20 protein-coding genes, 2 tRNA genes and 1 pseudogene are annotated in these 18,337 nt (G+C 30.3%); 15 read left to right on the forward strand and 8 right to left on the reverse strand.

The window, feature by feature from the left end:
• Window positions 1-231: 231 nt before the first annotated feature.
• Window positions 232-307, reverse strand: a tRNA-Met gene (locus AJN64_RS04845).
• 33 nt (window positions 308-340) lie between these two features.
• A tRNA-Gln gene (locus AJN64_RS04850) sits at window positions 341-415 on the reverse strand.
• Window positions 416-507: 92 nt separating this feature from the next.
• On the opposite strand from AJN64_RS04850, the gene AJN64_RS04855 reads away from it, so the two are divergent.
• The 5 genes from AJN64_RS04855 to lpxD are packed head-to-tail and all read left to right on the forward strand — an operon-like array spanning window position 508 to window position 5,123.
• Window positions 508-1,527, forward strand: a complete 1,020-nt coding sequence (locus AJN64_RS04855) for a bifunctional 3,4-dihydroxy-2-butanone 4-phosphate synthase/GTP cyclohydrolase II (protein WP_070292753.1) — start codon at window positions 508-510, stop codon at window positions 1,525-1,527.
• Between the two features lie 11 nt (window positions 1,528-1,538).
• Window positions 1,539-1,982, forward strand: a complete 444-nt coding sequence (locus tag AJN64_RS04860) for a GatB/YqeY domain-containing protein (RefSeq protein WP_070209841.1) — start codon at window positions 1,539-1,541, stop codon at window positions 1,980-1,982.
• A gap of 17 nt (window positions 1,983-1,999) precedes the next feature.
• Window positions 2,000-3,700 (forward strand): acetolactate synthase large subunit, encoded by a 1,701-nt coding sequence (locus AJN64_RS04865; RefSeq protein WP_002881862.1) that lies wholly within the window; start codon window positions 2,000-2,002, stop codon window positions 3,698-3,700.
• The gene (gene ilvN, locus AJN64_RS04870; protein ID WP_070292754.1) at window positions 3,697-4,161 is read left to right on the forward strand and encodes an acetolactate synthase small subunit; all 465 of its coding nucleotides are present in this window, start codon (window positions 3,697-3,699) and stop codon (window positions 4,159-4,161) included. The genes AJN64_RS04865 and ilvN overlap by 4 nt, the downstream gene beginning before the upstream one ends.
• Window positions 4,158-5,123, forward strand: coding sequence for a UDP-3-O-(3-hydroxymyristoyl)glucosamine N-acyltransferase (gene lpxD / locus AJN64_RS04875; RefSeq protein WP_044779344.1), 966 nt, complete (start codon window positions 4,158-4,160; stop codon window positions 5,121-5,123). Before ilvN ends, lpxD begins: the two co-directional genes overlap by 4 nt.
• Here the strand turns inward: lpxD and queA are convergent.
• The 4 genes and pseudogenes from queA to hemW form a co-directional block, all read right to left on the reverse strand.
• Window positions 5,112-6,140, reverse strand: a complete 1,029-nt coding sequence (queA, locus tag AJN64_RS04880; RefSeq protein WP_002861285.1) for a tRNA preQ1(34) S-adenosylmethionine ribosyltransferase-isomerase QueA — start codon at window positions 6,138-6,140, stop codon at window positions 5,112-5,114. The genes lpxD and queA overlap by 12 nt on opposite strands.
• Window positions 6,133-6,870 carry a twin-arginine translocase subunit TatC gene (gene tatC, locus AJN64_RS04885; RefSeq protein WP_002861286.1) on the reverse strand — a complete coding sequence of 246 codons (738 nt, stop codon included), beginning with the start codon at window positions 6,868-6,870 and terminating at the stop codon, window positions 6,133-6,135. The genes queA and tatC overlap by 8 nt, the downstream gene beginning before the upstream one ends.
• Window positions 6,863-7,278: pseudogene (gene tatB / locus AJN64_RS04890) on the reverse strand (Sec-independent protein translocase protein TatB). Before tatB ends, tatC begins: the two are co-directional and overlap by 8 nt.
• Window positions 7,279-7,336: 58 nt before the next feature.
• The gene (hemW, locus tag AJN64_RS04895; RefSeq protein ID WP_002861287.1) at window positions 7,337-8,404 is read right to left on the reverse strand and encodes a radical SAM family heme chaperone HemW; all 1,068 of its coding nucleotides are present in this window, start codon (window positions 8,402-8,404) and stop codon (window positions 7,337-7,339) included.
• Between the two features lie 100 nt (window positions 8,405-8,504).
• On the opposite strand from hemW, the gene AJN64_RS04900 reads away from it, so the two are divergent.
• From AJN64_RS04900 to cmoA, 10 genes are read left to right on the forward strand one after another with little or no spacing between them, the layout of a single operon-like run.
• Entirely contained in the window at window positions 8,505-8,975 is a 471-nt protein-coding gene (locus tag AJN64_RS04900) for an RNA pyrophosphohydrolase (RefSeq protein WP_002861288.1), read from the forward strand.
• 1 nt (window position 8,976) lies between these two features.
• Window positions 8,977-10,179: an aspartate kinase gene (locus AJN64_RS04905; protein WP_002854935.1), complete on the forward strand. Its 1,203-nt coding sequence runs from the start codon at window positions 8,977-8,979 to the stop codon at window positions 10,177-10,179.
• Window positions 10,180-10,716, forward strand: a complete 537-nt coding sequence (locus AJN64_RS04910) for a HobA family DNA replication regulator (RefSeq protein WP_002861289.1) — start codon at window positions 10,180-10,182, stop codon at window positions 10,714-10,716.
• A gap of 5 nt (window positions 10,717-10,721) precedes the next feature.
• Complete coding sequence (locus AJN64_RS04915; RefSeq protein WP_002855117.1) at window positions 10,722-11,321, forward strand: DNA polymerase III subunit delta'; 600 nt, start codon at window positions 10,722-10,724, stop codon at window positions 11,319-11,321.
• Window position 11,322: 1 nt separating this feature from the next.
• Window positions 11,323-12,465, forward strand: a complete 1,143-nt coding sequence (gene folP / locus AJN64_RS04920) for a dihydropteroate synthase (RefSeq protein WP_070292755.1) — start codon at window positions 11,323-11,325, stop codon at window positions 12,463-12,465.
• The gene (ligA, locus tag AJN64_RS04925) at window positions 12,466-14,409 is read left to right on the forward strand and encodes an NAD-dependent DNA ligase LigA (RefSeq protein ID WP_070292756.1); all 1,944 of its coding nucleotides are present in this window, start codon (window positions 12,466-12,468) and stop codon (window positions 14,407-14,409) included.
• On the forward strand, window positions 14,390-15,394 hold the full coding sequence (locus tag AJN64_RS04930) for a hypothetical protein (protein ID WP_083271919.1): 1,005 nt from the start codon (window positions 14,390-14,392) through the stop codon (window positions 15,392-15,394). Before ligA ends, AJN64_RS04930 begins: the two co-directional genes overlap by 20 nt.
• On the forward strand, window positions 15,391-16,152 hold the full coding sequence (locus tag AJN64_RS04935; RefSeq protein WP_070292758.1) for a TlyA family RNA methyltransferase: 762 nt from the start codon (window positions 15,391-15,393) through the stop codon (window positions 16,150-16,152). Before AJN64_RS04930 ends, AJN64_RS04935 begins: the two co-directional genes overlap by 4 nt.
• Entirely contained in the window at window positions 16,118-16,972 is an 855-nt protein-coding gene (locus tag AJN64_RS04940) for a bifunctional riboflavin kinase/FAD synthetase (RefSeq protein ID WP_070292759.1), read from the forward strand. Before AJN64_RS04935 ends, AJN64_RS04940 begins: the two co-directional genes overlap by 35 nt.
• Entirely contained in the window at window positions 16,959-17,669 is a 711-nt protein-coding gene (gene cmoA, locus AJN64_RS04945; protein WP_083271917.1) for a carboxy-S-adenosyl-L-methionine synthase CmoA, read from the forward strand. The genes AJN64_RS04940 and cmoA overlap by 14 nt, the downstream gene beginning before the upstream one ends.
• On the opposite strand, the gene AJN64_RS04950 is transcribed toward cmoA, so the two are convergent.
• Together AJN64_RS04950 and AJN64_RS04955 are read right to left on the reverse strand one after the other, a co-directional pair.
• Complete coding sequence (locus tag AJN64_RS04950; protein ID WP_083271918.1) at window positions 17,659-17,880, reverse strand: EexN family lipoprotein; 222 nt, start codon at window positions 17,878-17,880, stop codon at window positions 17,659-17,661. The two genes, cmoA and AJN64_RS04950, sit on opposite strands and share 11 nt — an antisense overlap.
• Window positions 17,871-18,311: an EexN family lipoprotein gene (locus AJN64_RS04955; protein WP_070277248.1), complete on the reverse strand. Its 441-nt coding sequence runs from the start codon at window positions 18,309-18,311 to the stop codon at window positions 17,871-17,873. The genes AJN64_RS04950 and AJN64_RS04955 overlap by 10 nt, the downstream gene beginning before the upstream one ends.
• Window positions 18,312-18,337: the final 26 nt, after the last annotated feature.

Raw genomic sequence — 18,337 nt, forward strand, 5'->3', positions numbered from 1 at the left:
AAAAGATCATACCTTAGTTTAATTAGTTTACTCTCCTACTTGTTAAAAATTTCATCCTGATAATTTTAAAATTATTAGGATGGATGTTTTTAAGGTTGTTAAACTCTTTTTAGATTGCAATCATTCTTTTAAAGTATTTTAAAAACTCAACAAAGATTATAACAATACAATCATTTTAAATTATTTTAATACGATTAAAAAGAAGTGAAGAGGATTGAAGATTAATACATTTGGTTGCGAAGGGGAGATTTGAACTCCCGACCTTCGGGTTATGAGCCCGACGAGCTAACCACTGCTCTACTTCGCGACACATAAGATATTTGAAATATAAAATAAGAAGTGGATGGGGTAAAGGGATTCGAACCCCTGAATGACAGGACCAAAACCTGTTGCCTTACCGCTTGGCGATACCCCAATAAATATTTTTTAAAAGTGTGATTATAATGAATTTTAATTTATTTGTCAAGCAATTTAAGTTATAATTTTAAAAATTTTAAGGAAATAAAGATGAAATTTGTTAGCATAGAACAAGCGATTAAGGATTTGCAAGCAGGAAAAATGCTTGTTATGGTAGATGCAGAAGATAGAGAAAATGAAGGTGATTTAATCTTTCCTGCGCAATTTAGCACCCAAGAAAAAGTAAATTTCATGATAAAAGAAGCTCGTGGTGTGGTTTGCGTAGCTTTAGATGAAACTTTGGCAAAAAAATTTGAACTTCCTTTAATGGTGCCTAAAAATACTTCAAACCACGAAACTGCTTTTACTATAACCGTAGATGCAAAAGATGCTACAACGGGAGTTAGTGCTTATGAAAGAAATATGACTATACAAATTTTTGCCGATGATAATGCTAAAGCGAGTGATTTTGTAAGACCAGGGCATATCAATCCTTTAATCGCAAAAAAAGGTGGGGTTTTAGAACGCACAGGTCATACAGAAGGCACGGTTGATCTTTGCAAATTAGCAGGATTAAAAGGTGCTTGTGTGATTTGTGAAATCGTAAAAGATAATGGAGATATGGCAAGAAGAGAAGATCTAGAATTTTTTTGCCAAAAGCATGATTTAAACATGATAGCCGTAAGCGATCTTATAGAATATCGCCTAAAACATGAAAGCCTTATTAAGCTTGAAGAAAAAAGTCAAAGTGTTTTAGCAGGCTTTAAAGCAGAAAAATTTATCTTTAGCGATCATAATCAAACCCAACATATAGCTTTTTGCTTTAAAGATATCAAAAAATGTGAAAATGTTAAATTTCATATCAGTGGTAGTGATTTTGAGCTTTTAACTTCAGATAAATTTTCAAAACTTTTAGAGCAAATCAAATTTCTTAGTGAAAATGGTGGCGTTATAGTTTTTATGCAAGGAGAAAAATCCAGTACTACTCAATACAAAAACTATGGTATAGGAGCACAGATTTTAAGATATTTTGGTATAGAAGAAATTAAACTTTTATCTCAAAGTTGTGATAAAGACTATATAGGCTTAGAAGGTTTTGGTTTAAATCTTAAAGCTTGTAATTTTAACTAAAAAGGAAAAAAATGACTTTAAAAGAACAAATTTTAAACGATATCAAAGAGGCAATGAAACAAAAAGATGATTTTAAAAGAGATAGTTTAAGAACTCTAAATGCAGCTTTTAAGCAAATAGAAGTGGATGAAAGAATAGAATTAGATAATGAAAGAATTTATAAAATCATTGCAAGTGAAATCAAAAAACGCAAAGACGCAATCGAACTTTATCTTAAGGCAAATCGTGAAGATTTAGCACAAAAAGAACAAAATGAAATAAGTCTTTTTGAAATTTATCTGCCTAAACAACTAAGTGATGAGGAGTTAATTTTAGCCTTAAAACAACTTATAGAAGAATTGGGTGTAAGTTCACTAAAAGAACAAGGTTTGGTAATGAAAGAAGCTAAAATAAAATTAGGTGCGAGTGTTGATGGCAAAAGACTTAATTTAGCACTTAAAGAGCTTTTACAATAATTTTTTGGAGTGTTATTATGAAAGAGTTAAGCGGTTCAGCAATGATTTGCGAGGCTTTAAAAGAAGAAAATGTTAAAATTGTTTTTGGCTATCCTGGAGGCGCTGCGCTTAATATTTATGATGAAATTTACAATCAAAAGTATTTTAAACATATTTTAGTGCGTCATGAACAAGCGGCTTTGCATGCTGCTGATGCTTACGCAAGAATGAGCGGAGAAGTGGGCGTGGCTATAGTTACAAGCGGACCAGGTTTTACAAATACTATTACAGGCCTAGCTACGGCTTATAGTGATTCTATCCCTTTAATATTGATTTCAGGGCAGGTAGCAAATTCTCTTATTGGCACAGATGCTTTTCAAGAAATTGATGCAGTAGGTATTTCAAGACCTTGTGTGAAGCATAATTATTTAGTTACTTGTATAGAAGAATTTCCACGCATTTTAAAAGAGGCTTTTTATATAGCAAGGAGTGGTAGACCTGGGCCTGTGCATATAGATGTGCCAAAAGATGTAAGTGCAACTTTGGGACTTTGGGAATATCCTAAAGAAATTTCTATGAAAACTTATAAGCCTGTTTATAAGGGTAACTCAAAACAAATTAAAAAATTTGCAGAGCTTTTAAAAGAAGCAAAAAGACCTTTATTTTACTTGGGTGGAGGTTGTATCAGTTCTAATGCAAGTGAGCAAATCAGAGAGCTTGTAAAATTTACAAAAATTCCAGCAGTTGAAACCTTGATGGCGCTTGGAACTTTAAGAAGTGATGATGTTTTTAATCTCAAAATGGCAGGCATGCATGGAAGCTATGCTGCTAATATGGCTTTAAGTGAGTGTGATTTGCTTGTGAGCGTAGGAGCGAGATTTGATGATAGGATTACAGGAAAAACAAGTGAATTTGCCAAACATGCGACTATAGTTCATGTTGATATTGATCCTAGTTCTATTTCAAAGATTATCAATGCGCATTATCCTATAGTAGGAGATATTAAAGAAGTTCTTAAAGAGCTTTTAGAAGAGCTTAAAAAGGAAAATTTCAATACAACTTTTAAAGAATGGCACGAAACTTTAAAGCGTTATAATGAACTTTATCCACTTTCTTATGAAGATAGTAATGAGGTTTTAAAACCGCAATGGGTAATTGAAGAATGTGCGAAGATGGCTCCTGATGCAAGGATTATTACCGATGTGGGTCAGCATCAAATGTGGGTAGCACAGTTTTATCCTTTTAATTATCCAAGACAGCTTGCAACAAGTGGAGGGCAAGGAACTATGGGATATTCTTTGCCTGCTGCTTTGGGTGCAAAGCTTGCTGTGGATGAAGAAGTGGTGATTAATTTCGTAGGTGATGGATCGGTTTTAATGAATATCCAAGAGCTTATGACTGCTCGTGAGTATGGTATAAAAACTATAAATATTATTTTAAATAATGCCTTTTTAGGTATGGTAAGACAATGGCAAAGTATGTTTTATAAAGAGCATTTTTCACAAACAGATTTAAGCACTCAGCCTGATTTTATCAAAATTGCTCAAGGCTTTGGTTGCGAAGGTTATGAAATTTCAAGCAAAGAAGAATTCATTCAAGCTTTTAACCAAGCTTTAAAAAGTGATAAAACTTCTCTTTTAAATGTAAAAATTGATCGCTTTGAAGATGTTTTACCTATGGTGCCTGCAGGAAGTGCGATTTATAATATGATTTTACCAAAGGCAAAGGATAGACAATGAGAAGGATTTTATCGGTAATTGTTTTAAATGAGCATGGGGTTTTATCTCGTATAGTAGGACTTTTTTCAGGAAGAGGTTATAATATTGACTCGCTCACAGTAGCACCTTTGGAAAATAAAGAATTTTCGCGTATTAATATAGTCACTTCAGGAAATGAAAGAACTTTTGAGCAGATAGTCAAACAACTTCATAAGCTTATTCCTACTTATAAAGTGATAGAAAGTGAAGAATTTATTGATAAAGAAATGGCTTTAGTGAAAATTCCTTTAAATGAAAATTTAGGTGGACTTGATGCCGTTTTGAAAGCTTATAATGGTACTATTGCAAATAGCAATGAGAATTTTTTGTTTTTAATGGTTGCTGATGATGCAAATCGCATTGATAATTTTTTAAAAACAATTAAAAAATACAATCCTAGTGATATAGTTCGCAGTGGATCTGTTTTGATGGAGATTAAATGAAATTAAGTGAAATAGCAGAATTTTTAAGCTTGGAGTATAAAGGTGAGGATATAGAAATCAGTGCTTTAAATTCTTTATTGAAAGCAAATTTTACAGAGCTTACTTATTGTGATGGTGAGAAAAATACCAAAGATATACCTTACACAGGAGCTGCTGCTATTTTAGTATCTAAAGAATATGAAAATTTAGTGCCTAAAGATACTAAAGCTTTGATTACTCAAAATCCACATTTGAATTTTGCTTTTTTAAGCAAGCTTTTTGCTAAGCCTTTGATAAGCACAGCTAAAGAAAAAGTGCAAAATATCGCAAAAAGCGCAAGAATTATGCCTAATGTCTATATAGGTGATAATGTAAATATAGGTGATAATGTAATCATTATGGCAGGAGCTTATATAGGCGATAATGTCAGCATTGGTGATGAGAGTATTATCCATCCTAATGTAGTGATTTATAATGACACTAAAATTGGTAAAAAATGTCATTTGCTTGCCAATTGTGTAATAGGAAGCGATGGTTTTGGTTATGCGCACAATAAAAACGGCGAACATTATAAAATTTATCATAATGGCAATGTGATTTTAGAAGATTTTGTAGAAGTGGGGGCTTGTACAACTATAGATAGAGCAGTTTTTGATAGTACTATTATCAAAGCAGGCACTAAGGTAGACAATCTAGTTCAAATCGGACATAATTGCAATATAGGTCAAAATTGTATCATTGTAGCACAAACTGGAATTTCAGGTTCAAGTGAGTTAGGGCGCAATGTTATTATGGGTGGTCAAAGTGCAACGAGTGGACATTTAAAAATAGGCGATTTTAGTACTATAGCTGCAAGAGGCGGTGTGAGTAAAAATTTAGAAGGCGGGCGCGTTTATGGTGGTTTTCCTATCATGCTTCAAAAAGATTGGCTAAAACTTCAAGCTAAAATAGCAATAAATTTTAAAGAAAAATCACAAGATTAGCATCGCATCGCCATAAGAGTAAAAGCGATATTTTTCTTTTATGGCAAGTTCATAAAGTTTTAAACACTGTTCTCTACCGATAAAAGCTGAAACTAGCATGATAAGAGTAGATTTTGGTAAATGAAAATTGGTCAAAAGATGATTTTGTCTTATAGGTGGATTTTGCGGGTGTAAAAAAAGATCACAAAAACCATTTTTTGTTTTAGTTCTTGCGTAATATTCTATAGTTCTTGTTACCGTTGTTCCTACGCCTAAAATAGCTTGTTTTGAATCTATAATTTCACATGCTTGCTGCGGAATATTAAAAAATTCGCTATGCATTTTATGCTTTTGTATATTTTCACATTCCACGCTTTTAAAGGTTCCAGCTCCTACATGTAAGGTTAAATGATAAATTTCGTGTTTTTTTCTTAAATTTTCAAGCATAGTCTCACTAAAATGTAAACTTGCAGTTGGAGCAGCTACCGCGCCTAAATTTTTTGCAAAGATACTTTGATAATCTTTCAAATCACTTTTTTCATCCTCCCTTTTAATATAAGGAGGCAAGGGTATATGTCCTATCTTGTCAAGCAGGTTGTAAAGATTTGAGGTGTCTAAGGTTTTATCATTTTGAAAAAATTGAACTTTTCGAAGACCATCATCTAAAAGTTCTACAACGCGCACTTTTAAATCCTCCCTAAAATATAAGATTTCATCTTTTTTAACACGCCCTTTAATTTGAGCTAGAAAAAGTGGATTGTGAGAATTTAAAAAAGGTTGATGCAAGAAAAGCTCTATTTTTCCTCCGCTTGCTTTATTACCATAAATTCTTGCTTTAATAACTTTAGTATCATTGAAAAAAATCGCGCAGTTGGGTAAAAAGTCTTGTAAATTTTTAAAAGTAGTGTGAAAAATTTCTTTGTTTTTGCGATCAAAAACCAAAAGCCTAGCATCTTCTTTTGGATTTGCAGGATAGTTAGCTATGAGTTCATTAGCTAGAGTGTAATCATAGCTTGAAAGAAGTAAGTCTTTATTCATCACTTTCTTTATCTTTTGGGGCAGGATTTACCTTTTGAACAATTAAAATAGAAAGTCCATAAAGTCCACAAAGTGGTCCTGCCATTAAAAATTGAGATAAAACATCAGGTGGAGTCATAAAGGCTGAAAAAACAAAAATAACTAAAACAGCTATGCGAAAATGGCGTTTTAAAAAACTATCATCTATAAGCCCGATTTTAGCAAAGAAAAAGGCAATTACAGGCATTTCAAAAGCTAAGCCAAAAGCCACAACAACTTTTGTAAAAAAATCTACATAAGTTCCTATGGTAATCACAGGATTAAAATCTTCATTTAAACCAAAATTAATCAAAAATTTAAAAGCCAAAGGCACTACAACAAAATAACAAAAACAAGCCCCTAAGGCGAACATAATGCTTGCAAAGCTAACAAAAGGCACCACAAGGCGTTTTTCATTATCGTAAAGTCCCGGAGCTACAAATTTCCAAAATTGCCAAAAAATTACAGGTAAAGAAAAGATAAAGGCTGCAAAAAAACTAACTTTCATTGCAGTAAATAAGGCTTCTTGTACTTCAATTACATTCACATGTTTGGCTACTTCGGGCAAAACAGCTATAAGTGGAGCTTTTAGAATATCTAAGATATAGCTTCGTAGAGCAAAACATACAATAAACATAACTACAATGCAAGTAACGCTTATAAAAAGGCGTTTTCTAAGTTCTATTAAATGAGGTCTTAATTCTTCAAACATTTATTTTTCCGTTTTATCTTGTGTTTCTAATTTGCTAAGATTTGGTTTTTCTTCTGTATTTAAATTTTGTCCGCTAAGGTTATTTTTTGTGTTATCATCTCTGCTATCAAAGGTTAAATCTACCTTTGTTTTATCTAAAATATCTCTTTTAAGGTCATCAAATTCTTCAAAACTGAGTTTTTTGCGTATGTTTTCATTAGTGCTTGAAAATTCATCTTTGTATTTCTTAGCTTCTTCTTTTAAGTCATTGATGCGTATTTCTTTTTCTATGCTTGATTTTGCATCATCTATGTTGCGTTTTACAGCCTTTAGAATTTTTGCTATTTGTACTATAGCTTCTGGAAGTTTATCAGGTCCTAAGACTAAAATCGCTACAACTAAAATAACTATAATTTCACCAAAACTCATTAATCATTACTCTTTGATTTGATATTTTAAATAAATATTTTACTTAAAAAACTTAAATTTAAGATGAGAGATATAAAGCAAGTTCATCGCTAATGAGAAAATTAGGATTGAAATATCTTTTATTTTTGTAAAAAAGTTTTTTTTCTTTTAATAATATATTTATTTTGTTTTTTTGCCATTGATTGAGTTTTGTTTCATCAATCCCCACTATACTTCTAAGTCCTAAAAATAGGTGTTCTAAATTCAAGTCTTTAAAACTTAGCTGCTCTATAGATCTAAAAGTGGGATTTTCTATGTAATTTTTTAAATTTTTTGCTGTATAAAAACGCTTGTTTTCATAAAATCCTACCGCACTTAATCCACAAGCTAGGTAGTTTTTTCCTTGCCAATAAGCAAGATTATGTTTGCAAATTTGGGCTTTGGTTTTTGAAAAATTACTGATTTCATATTGAAAAAAGTCAAGTTCTAGGAGTTGTTTGATGAAAAATTTCATTAAATTAGGAGCATTTTTTTTGAAATGTTCTTTTTTGGCAAAGGCTGTGTTTGATTCTATGGTTAAATTATAAGCACTAAGGTGTGTGATTAAAGCCTTGATTTGTTTTAAGTATAAGAGTTCAAATTCAAGCATTTTTTTATTGTCTAATTTTGTATCATAAATAAGATCTAAATTGATATTTTTAAAACCTATTTTATTTGCGTTTTCTAATGCTTTGATAATCATTTCTTGATTGTGAATTCTTCCAAGAAAGTGAAGTTTTTTAGGATGAAAACTTTGAGCTCCAAAAGAAATGCGATTAACTCCTATATTTTTCATATTTTTAAGCCAATTTAATGTTGCTGAGTTGGGATTAGCTTCGCATGAAATTTCTACATTTTTATCTAGTAAGGGATATAAAATTTTAAAAATATCTTCATAATTATACGCATCAACACAACTTGGTGTTCCTCCGCCTATGAATAAGGTTTTAATTTGATTTGATTGAATGTTAAATTGTTTTAATTGAAAAACAATATCTTCTTTTAAAGCCTTAAAATAGGCTTTTTCATAATCATTTTTTTTCAAACTTGTAAAAGCGCAATAATTACATTTGCTTTCACAAAATGGAATATGGATATAAAAATGCATAAAAACCCTAAAATATTATATTAAATTTTTTAATGTATTTTAATAAAAATTTGATTTGATTTAGGTTAAAATTATTTCCTTTAAATTAAGGAAAAATATTGTGGAAAACGAGAAAAATTATAGACCAAATGTTGCAGCTGTTATTTTGTCAAGTTCTTATCCTTTTGAGTGTAAGATTTTTATAGCTAGAAGAAGTGATATGGATAATATTTGGCAATTTCCACAAGGAGGTATTGATAAAGGTGAAAGTGTCAAAAACGCTTTATTTAGAGAACTAAAAGAAGAGATAGGCACTGATGAGGTTGAAATCATTGCTGAGTATCCAGAATGGTTGAGTTATGATTTTCCGAGTAAAATTGTTAAAAAAATGTATCCTTATGATGGGCAGATTCAAAAATATTTTTTAGTGCGTTTAAAACACGGTGCTACAATCAATATCAATACCAAGCATCCTGAATTTGATGATTATCAATTTGTGAGTGTTAAACAAATTTTTGAAATGATTAATCATTTCAAAAAAAATATTTATGTTAAAGTGATCAAATATTTTGAAGAGAAAGGTTATATCTAAAATGCTTATAGTTCAAAAATATGGTGGAACAAGTGTTGGAACACTTGAGCGTATCGAAGCAGTAGCCAATAGGGTTATCCAAAGTGCGCAACAGGGTAATCAACTTGTTGTTGTAGTATCTGCAATGAGTGGGGTGACAAATACTCTTATCGAGCAAGCTGAATATTTTAGTAAAACCCCTAATGGTAAAGATATGGATATGCTTTTAAGCAGTGGAGAGCGTGTAACAAGCGCTTTACTTTCTATTGCTTTAAACGAAAAGGGTTATCCTGCTATATCATTTTCTGGGAGAAAAGCAGGAATTATTACAGATAGTGTTTTTACAAAGGCAAGAATTCATCATATTGATACAAAAGCGATAAAATCAGAACTTCAAAATGGTAAAATAGTCGTTATAGCGGGTTTTCAAGGTGTAGATGAGGAAGGTAATGTAACTACTTTAGGGCGTGGCGGAAGCGATTTAAGTGCTGTGGCAGTAGCAGGTGCCTTAAATGCGGATTTGTGTGAAATTTATACCGATGTTGATGGGGTTTATACAACAGATCCAAGAATTGAACCAAAGGCAAAGAAATTAGATAAAATTTCTTATGAAGAAATGCTTGAACTTGCAAGTTTGGGTGCAAAAGTTTTGCAAAATCGCTCTGTAGAGCTTGCAAAAAAATTAAATGTTAACTTAGTAACCAGAAGTAGTTTTAACAATAACGAAGGAACAATGATAACAAAGGAAGATGGAATGGAACAAGCTTTAGTAAGTGGTATTGCTTTGGATAAAAATCAAGCAAGAGTGACTTTAAGAAATGTAGAAGATAAGCCTGGAATCGCAGCTGAAATTTTTTCTGTTTTAGCAAATGAAAATATTAATGTAGATATGATTATACAAAATGTTGGAGTTGATGGCGCTACAAATTTGGGTTTTACGGTTCCTCAAAATGAACTTGAATTAGCCAAAAATGCTATGCAAAAAATTTTAAGCTCAAAAACAACTATAGAAAGTGATAGTGCTGTAGTAAAAGTTTCTATAGTCGGCGTAGGCATGAAATCACATTCAGGAGTGGCAAGTAAAGCTTTTAAAGCTTTAGCTGATGAGGGGATTAATATCGGTATGATTTCTACTAGCGAAATTAAAATTTCGATGATAGTTCATGAAAAATACGGAGAACTTGCAGTTAGAGCACTACATGAGTGCTATGGACTTGATAAATAAATGAGTGATTTTTTAAGTTTTACTCTTGAAAATATCCGCAATGGCGGAGCTTTTATGGCATGGTTGGAGTCGCGTCGTTTAGAATGGGCTCCTTTGATGGCTGCAAGACTTAAATATCTTTTAGAAGGACGCACTTTTGTCTTAATGTGTGATGAACAAAGATCTTGGTATGAAGAGTATTTTTTAAAAAATATAAATTCAAAAGCCGCTCGTCCTATGCTTCCTTTTGTGTCGTTAAATTCTTTATGCAAGAAGAAAGTACAAAGTTCAGAAGATATAGCTTTACTTAATGACTTGCTTGACATTTCTTTTCCTAATGGTTATGTGTATTTTTATATAGGAAGTGCTTCTGATAATAAATCTTTAATCGCTAAATCAAGAGATGATAGTTTATTGTGGCTTTTTGATGAGCAGTTACAAGATAGTTTTTATTTAAATTCTAAAGATAAAGACTTGGATATCAAGCTTATTAGTTTATATCAACTTTTTGATGTAAGTTTGGATGCAATATTATTTTCCAAGGTGCAATTAGGATAAATATTTTGTTTATTAGTAAGATTATTATCAGTGAAGATTTTTTAGGTATTAAAGAAGAAATGATTAATAATTTTGGTATTAAGAAATTAAGATTTTTTATGCCACAAAATGAATTTTTACTTGATGATGCAAGAGCAGTTGAAAAAGAAAGCTATATCGCAGAAACCGAAGAAAAAATTATTGTTTTAATGGCGGATTCTTATAGGATAGAAGCACAAAATTTTTTACTTAAACTTCTTGAAGAACCTCCAAAAAATATTAAATTTCTTATTGTGATACCTTCTAAAAATTTACTTTTACCTACTATAAAATCACGTCTTATTTGTGAAAAAAGAAAAGTTGAAAAGGAAGTTAAAAAACTTGATTTAGATCTTAAAAGAATGGATTTAAGAATGCTTTTTGATTTTTTGCAAAAAAATGAAAATTTGGATAAAAATGAACTTATGGATCAAATTGCATTACTTGCTAAAGAATGTGTGAAATATAAAGATTTTAACGCTGAGGAATTAGAGTTTTTTTATGAAAGTTATGAGCTTGCAAAATTAAATTCTAAAAGCGGGGTGCTTTTGGCTACTCTTTTGCTAAATTACTATACAAAGAAATAAAATGAAATTGTTTAAAATCAATCCAAACACCGATTTTAATTTGCTTTGTTCTTTCATAAACCCTCATAAAATGGGACAAAAGATTATGAGTGAAAAAACAAAAATTCATTTTATTTTTATCAAAGATATTTCTACTCCTGCGGCAAATATTTTAAAACAAGATGCTTTAAGAGTAGGAGCTGAACTTATTACTCATAAAGAAGTAATTACTGCAAAAATCACTCATTCAAATGCGCTTTTAATGGCAAGTAAAGAGCAAATTCAAAAGCTTGTTGTCAAAGAAAAACTTCAAGATTTTGGACTTAAAAATTTGGCTCTTTTTTTGCAAAAAGATTTTTTAAAACCGAAAAAAGCCGAGCTTATGGCAGTGATTAATGTCAATGAAGACAGTTTTAATGCAAAAAGTCGTGTGAGTGAAGAAGACTTTGAAAAAAGACTTAATGACTTTCTTGCTTTAAAGCCTGAATATATCGATATAGGTGCGGTTAGTTCAAGACCTGGGAGTGAGTATTGTGGCAAGGAAGAGGAATTTAAAAGACTGAAAAAAGTACTTGACTTAATTTATGAGAAAAATTATTACGAACAAGCAATTTTTAGTTTAGATAGTTTTGATGAATATTGTCTAGAATATGCTTTAAATAAGGGTTTTAAACTCATTAATGATATTACAAGTTTAAGAAATCTTAATCTAGCCAAACTTGCAAGTAAATATGGGGCAAAATATTGCTTAATGCACATGCAAAACAATCCAAATAACATGCAAGATAATCCTTTTTATGAAGATTTGCTTGATGAGATGACTTTGTTTTTTAAAGAAAAACTTGAGCTTTTAGAAAGTTTTGGAGTAAAAGAAAGTATTTTAGATGTAGGTATTGGTTTTGGAAAGAGTGCAGGGCATAATATGATTTTAATCAAACACTTAGAACATTTTTTGCAATTTAATAAACCTTTACTTATAGGTGCGAGTCGTAAAAGTGTGATTAATGCGTATTTTCAAAGCGAGATTAAAGATCGTTTAGCGGGAACTTTGTATTTGCATTTAAAGGCTTTTGAAAATGGTGCTAGTATTATAAGAGTGCATGATTTATATGAGCATAAACAACTTTTTGCTTTAGCGCAGGCAATGGATAATATAGGAGTTTAGATGAAAAAAGAAGAGTATTTAGAAAAAGTTGCTTTAGCCAATTTGTGGATGAGGGCATATTATGAAAAAGATGAACCCTTGGCTAGCGATGAAGAATACGATGCTTTAATCAGAGAATTAAGAGTTTTTGAAGAACAAAATAAAGATGAAATTTCAAAAGACTCTCCAACGCAAAAAATAGCTCCTGCTATACAAAGCGAGTTTAAAAAAATAGCTCATTTAAAACGTATGTGGTCGATGGAAGATGTGTTTGATGAGAGTGAGCTTAGAGCTTGGGCAAAACGCGCAAAATGTGAAAAAAACTTTTTTATAGAGCCTAAATTTGATGGAGCGAGTTTAAATTTGCTTTATGAAAATGGTAAATTAGTAAGTGGTGCCACTAGGGGCGATGGCGAAGTGGGTGAGGATATAACGCTTAATGTTTTTGAGATAGAAAATATACCTAAAAATATAGCCTATAAAGAAAGGATAGAAATTCGTGGAGAAGTGGTGATTTTAAAAGATGATTTTGAGAAAATCAACGAAAAAAGAGCCCTTTTAAATCAAAGTTTATTTGCCAATCCACGCAATGCTGCAAGTGGGAGTTTAAGGCAGCTTGATACAAGCATCACCAAAGAAAGGAATTTGAAATTTTATCCTTGGGGAGTAGGGGAAAATACCTTAAATTTTACCAAACATAGTGAGGTGATGCAATTTATCAGAGAGCTCGGTTTTTTAAAAGATGATTTTATTAAGCTTTGTGTTAATTTAGATGAGGTTTTAAAAGCTTATGATGAGCTTTTAGCTTTAAGAGAAAAAAAGCCTATGATGATGGATGGAATGGTGGTAAGAGTTGATGATCTTGCACTTTGTGAAGAATTAGGCTATACGGTAAAATTTCCAAAATTTATGGCAGCTTTTAAATTTCCTGCACTTGAAAAAACCACGCGTTTAATAGGGATAAATTTACAAGTTGGAAGAAGCGGGGTGATCACTCCTGTGGCGGTTTTAGAGCCTGTAAATTTAGATGGAGTTATAGTAAAATCAGCCACCCTTCATAATTTTGATGAGATTGCAAGACTTGATGTTAAAATCAATGATTTTGTAAGCGTGATAAGAAGTGGCGATGTTATCCCTAAAATCACTAAGGTTTTTAAAGATCGTAGAGAAGGTTTAGAGATGGAAATTTCACGCCCTAAGCTTTGTCCTACTTGCCAAAGTGAGCTTTTAGATGAAGGAACTTTAATAAAATGTCAAAATATAGATTGTGAGGATAGACTTGTAAATTCTATCATTCATTTTGTTTCTAAAAAATGTCTTAATATCGACGGGCTTGGAGAAAATATAGTAGAGCTTTTATACAAACACAAAAAAATCACTACGCTTGAGAGCATTTTTCATTTAAAATTTAGTGATTTTGAAGGTTTGGAAGGCTTTAAGGAAAAGAAAATTAACAATCTTTTAAATGCTATAGAACAAGCAAGAGAATGTGAGCTTTTTCGTTTTATCACAGCTTTAGGGATAGAGCATATTGGCGAGGTTGCGGCTAAAAAATTAAGTTTAAGTTTTGGTAAAGAGTGGCACAAGCAAAGCTTTGAAGCTTATGCCAATTTAGAAGGTTTTGGAGAGCAAATGGCTTTAAGTCTTTGCGAATTTACGCGTGTTAATCGTACAAGAATTGATGAGTTTTACAAGCTTTTAAATTTGAAAATAGAAAAACTTGAAATCAAAAGCGATGGTGTGATTTTTGGTAAAACTTTTGTAATTACAGGTACTCTTTCACGCTCAAGAGATGAGTTTAAGGCTTTGATAGAAAAGCTTGGGGGTAAGGTAAGTGGCTCAGTTTCTAAAAAGACTGACTATGTGCTTTTTGGAGAAGAGGCAGGTTCTAAGCTGAGTAAGGCTAAAGAGCTTGAAGTAAAATGTATAGATGAAAGTGCTTTTAATGAGCTTGTTAAAGAATAGTTCTTATATTTTAACGCTTTTAAGCCTTTTTGGCTTTTTACTAACTTGGCAAAGGACTGTTTTTTCTTTATTTTTTTTAATTCCTATTTTTTTAACACTTTTTTGGGAATTCTTTTTATTTTTAAAGCTTAGAAAAAATATTATAAAAGAAGCTACTTTGATTAAGGGAAGTTTGTTTTATCGTATTAGTATGGGGGATTTTTATCTTTATATTTTTAGTTTTTTCTTGGCGATTTTTGGACTTATTTCTTTATTTTTAAATTTTTTAAATCTTGAAAAAATTGATTTTGTTTTTATATTTATAATTTTGCCTTTATTGATGATATTTTTAAAAAAAGAATTACATTTGCAATTTGTAGATAATGCTTATAATGATTTTAGAATAGTTGTTATCGCTAGTTTTTTTACTGCTTTATTTTATGCATTTTATGGGCTTTTTTTTACTTACAATGAAATTTTAAATTTAGAACTTTTTTCTAGGAAAATCATTGCTTATAAGAGTGCTTCTTTTGTTTATTTTGATTTTTTATCTGAATTATTGTATTTTGTTTCAAATTTAAAATTTTTTATTTTTTCTTATTTTGGATATTTGGGATTTAGGGTTTTAAATTTTATTTTTGATTTTTTTAATTTTTTTATGTTTTGTTCTCTTTTGGCTTTTGTTTTTAATTTTGTTTTGAAAATAAAGATAAAAATAATTGTTTTATTTTTGTGTTTTATCATGGTTTTAGCAAGTTATTTTTTAAAAGAGCAAAGAAATAATGCCTTAAAATCTGAACAAGAACAAATACTTTTATGGATGAATAATTTTGATTTTTTAAAAGATCATAATTTAAGTTTAATTCAAAAAGAAAAAGATCTTTTTGAAAAAGATCTTAAAGATCTTAGAGAAATTTTTAAAAAAAATGCTTTTGGAATAGGCATTTGGTGGTTTTCTAAAGAAAAAGAAGACTTGGAAAAAAGAATAAATGAGAGTTTAAAATGAGATTTGATTTTTTTGTTTCAAAGCGTTTAGATATCAGTAGAAATAAAGCTTTAGAGCTTATAGAAAATGAAGAGGTTTTGCTTAATGGTAAAAGTTTTAAAGCTTCTTTTGATGTGAAAAATTTTTTAGAAAATTTAAAAAAAACGCAAGATTTAAATCCTGAAGATATACTTTTAGCTGATGAGTTAAAATTGGATCTTTTAAGTGAAATTTATGTTTCAAGAGCAGCTTTAAAATTAAAAAATTTCTTAGAAGAAAATGATATTGAAATAAAACATAAAAATTGTCTTGATATAGGATCTAGTACGGGTGGTTTTGTACAAATTTTACTTGAAAATCAGGCTTTAAAAATCACTGCTCTTGATGTGGGTAGTAATCAACTCCATCCAAGTTTAAGAGCAAATGAAAAAATTATCTTGCATGAAAATATAGATCTTAGAGCTTTTAAAAGTGAAGAAAAATTTGAACTTATTACTTGTGATGTGAGTTTTATTTCTCTTATTAATTTACTTTATTATATCGATAATTTAGCTTTAAAGGAAATTATCTTACTTTTTAAGCCTCAGTTTGAAGTGGGAAAAAATATCAAAAGAGATAAAAAGGGTGTTTTAAAAGATGACAAAGCAATCTTAAAAGCAAGAATGGATTTTGAAAAAGAATGTGCTAAATTGGGTTGGCTTTTAAAAAATACGCAAAAATCAAGCATTAAAGGAAAGGAAGGTAATGTTGAATATTTTTACTACTATATCAAAAATTAATATTACTTCTTTAGCCATAGGTTGTTTTGATGGTATGCATTTAGGACATCTAAAACTTGTAAAATGTTTAGATGAGAATGGGGCTTTGTTAGTTATTAATAAATTTAAGGGTCAATTTCTTTGTTCAAATCGTCAAAAAGAAGAAATCTCAGGAAAAAAAGTTATAGAAGTGGATTTTGAAAGTATAAAATCTTTAGATGGTAAAGATTTTTTAAGCTTTTTGAAAAAAGAATTTGTCAATTTAAAATTTATAGTGGTGGGATATGATTTTTCTTTTGGGAAAAATAGGGCTTATAATGCTAAAGATATTGAGTTTTTAAGTGGGATAAAAACTATAATAGTTGATGAATTTAGCATAGGCGGAATAGGTGTTCATGCAAGTTTAATTAAGGATTTTTTATCAAAAGCAAATTTGCAAAAAGCAAAAGAATTTTTAGGAAGAGATTATAGTATCAAAGGGGAGATGATTAAAGGACAAGGTTTGGGCTCTAAAGAACTTTTTGCGACTATAAATTTAGATTGTAAAGGCTATTTTTTACCTCAAAATGGTGTTTATGCTACTTTGTTAAAAAGTCAAAGAAAAATTTATAAAAGTGTGAGTTTTTTAGGTATAAGGTCAAGCGATGAAAATTTTGCTATAGAAAGTCATATTTTAGAAGAATTGGGTGAAAATTTCGCACAAGGGGAGTTTTTCGAACTTGAGTTTATATCTTTTCTAAGAGAGAATCAAAAATTTCAAGATCTAAAAAAACTTAAAAATCAAATTGCCAAAGACATAGAGCAAGCTAGAGAATTATTAAGGAAAAATGATGAAAGATGAACTTTTTAAACAAAGCCCTAAAAAACAATTTGAATTTGATAAAAGCGTGGCTAGTGTTTTTGATGATATGATCAATCGTTCTGTACCATTTTATAGAGAAAATTTAGAACTTTGTGGCAATTTATTGGCTAAAATTTTACCTACAAATGCAAGTGTTTGTGATTTGGGCTGCTCAAGTGCTAATTTTTTGATTTTTTTGGCAAATCTAAGAAAGGATTTTAAACTTTTTGGCGTGGATAATTCTGCTTCTATGCTTGAAGTTGCAAAGTCAAAAGCTAAAGCTTATGGACTTGATATAAGTTTTTTTGAAGTTAATTTATGCGAATTTGATTTTTTTACTTGCGATGTTTTTGTGGCAAATTATACTATGCAGTTTATTCGCCCTCCTAAAAGACAAGAATTGCTTGATAAAATTTATAAAAATTTAAACTCTAAAGGCATTTTGATTATGAGTGAAAAAATCCTTTATGAAGATGCTTTTTTGTCTAAAAATATCATAGAACTTTATGCAGATTATAAAGAAAAACAAGGTTATTCTAAATTTGAAATTGCAGCCAAAAGAGAAGCTTTAGAAAATGTTTTAATTCCTTATAGTCAAAAAGAAAATTTAAACATGCTAGAAAAGGCAGGTTTTAAGAAAACAGAAAGTATTTTTAAATGGGCAAATTTTGAAACTTTCATAGCTTTTAAGGATTAGAAATATTTTCTTCTTCCCATTTATCTTTTGGAAAACCTACCTTATATGCATTAACACAATCTTGACTGATGATAGCTTTGTGTCTGCATTCTAAACTTCTTTTTTTTGCTTCTTCAGGGTGATTTTGATAATATTCTACACTTTTGGTTTGTTCGCATGCTGCAAAAAATATACCAATAAGGCTTAAAAAAAGAGTTATTTTCATGGTAATTTTTCCTGTGTTATATTAATATCATCACTAAAGATAGAACTTTGATTGTTTTCTGTTGTTTTGGAAGGATAAATTTCAGAAGGTGTTTCTGCTATGGGCGGCATTATAATACTTTCATTATTTTCTGAACTTTGGTTAATATCTTTTGTGATTTTTTCTTTTTTTAAATCATTTTGTTTTAAAGCTTCTAATATCTGATTATCAGATTTTTTTGGTGTGTTTGGACTGTATTTACTCTCTTCATTTGTTGGCTTAATACCAATTTCTAATGCATTAATACAATCTTCGCTAAGAGTTCCGCTTTCTTTGCATTCTTTTGCTTTTTCTTTTGCTTCGCTAGGATGATTTTTGTAGTAATTTTCTGTTTTGCTATCGCAAGCTGTTATATTAATAATTATTAAAATTGTAAGTAAAATACTTAGTCTTTGCATTTATCAATCTCCTAAAAATTTTTAGC

The sequence above is a fragment of the Campylobacter sp. BCW_4332 genome (assembly GCF_001763175.1).
Taxonomy (GTDB): domain Bacteria; phylum Campylobacterota; class Campylobacteria; order Campylobacterales; family Campylobacteraceae; genus Campylobacter_D; species Campylobacter_D jejuni.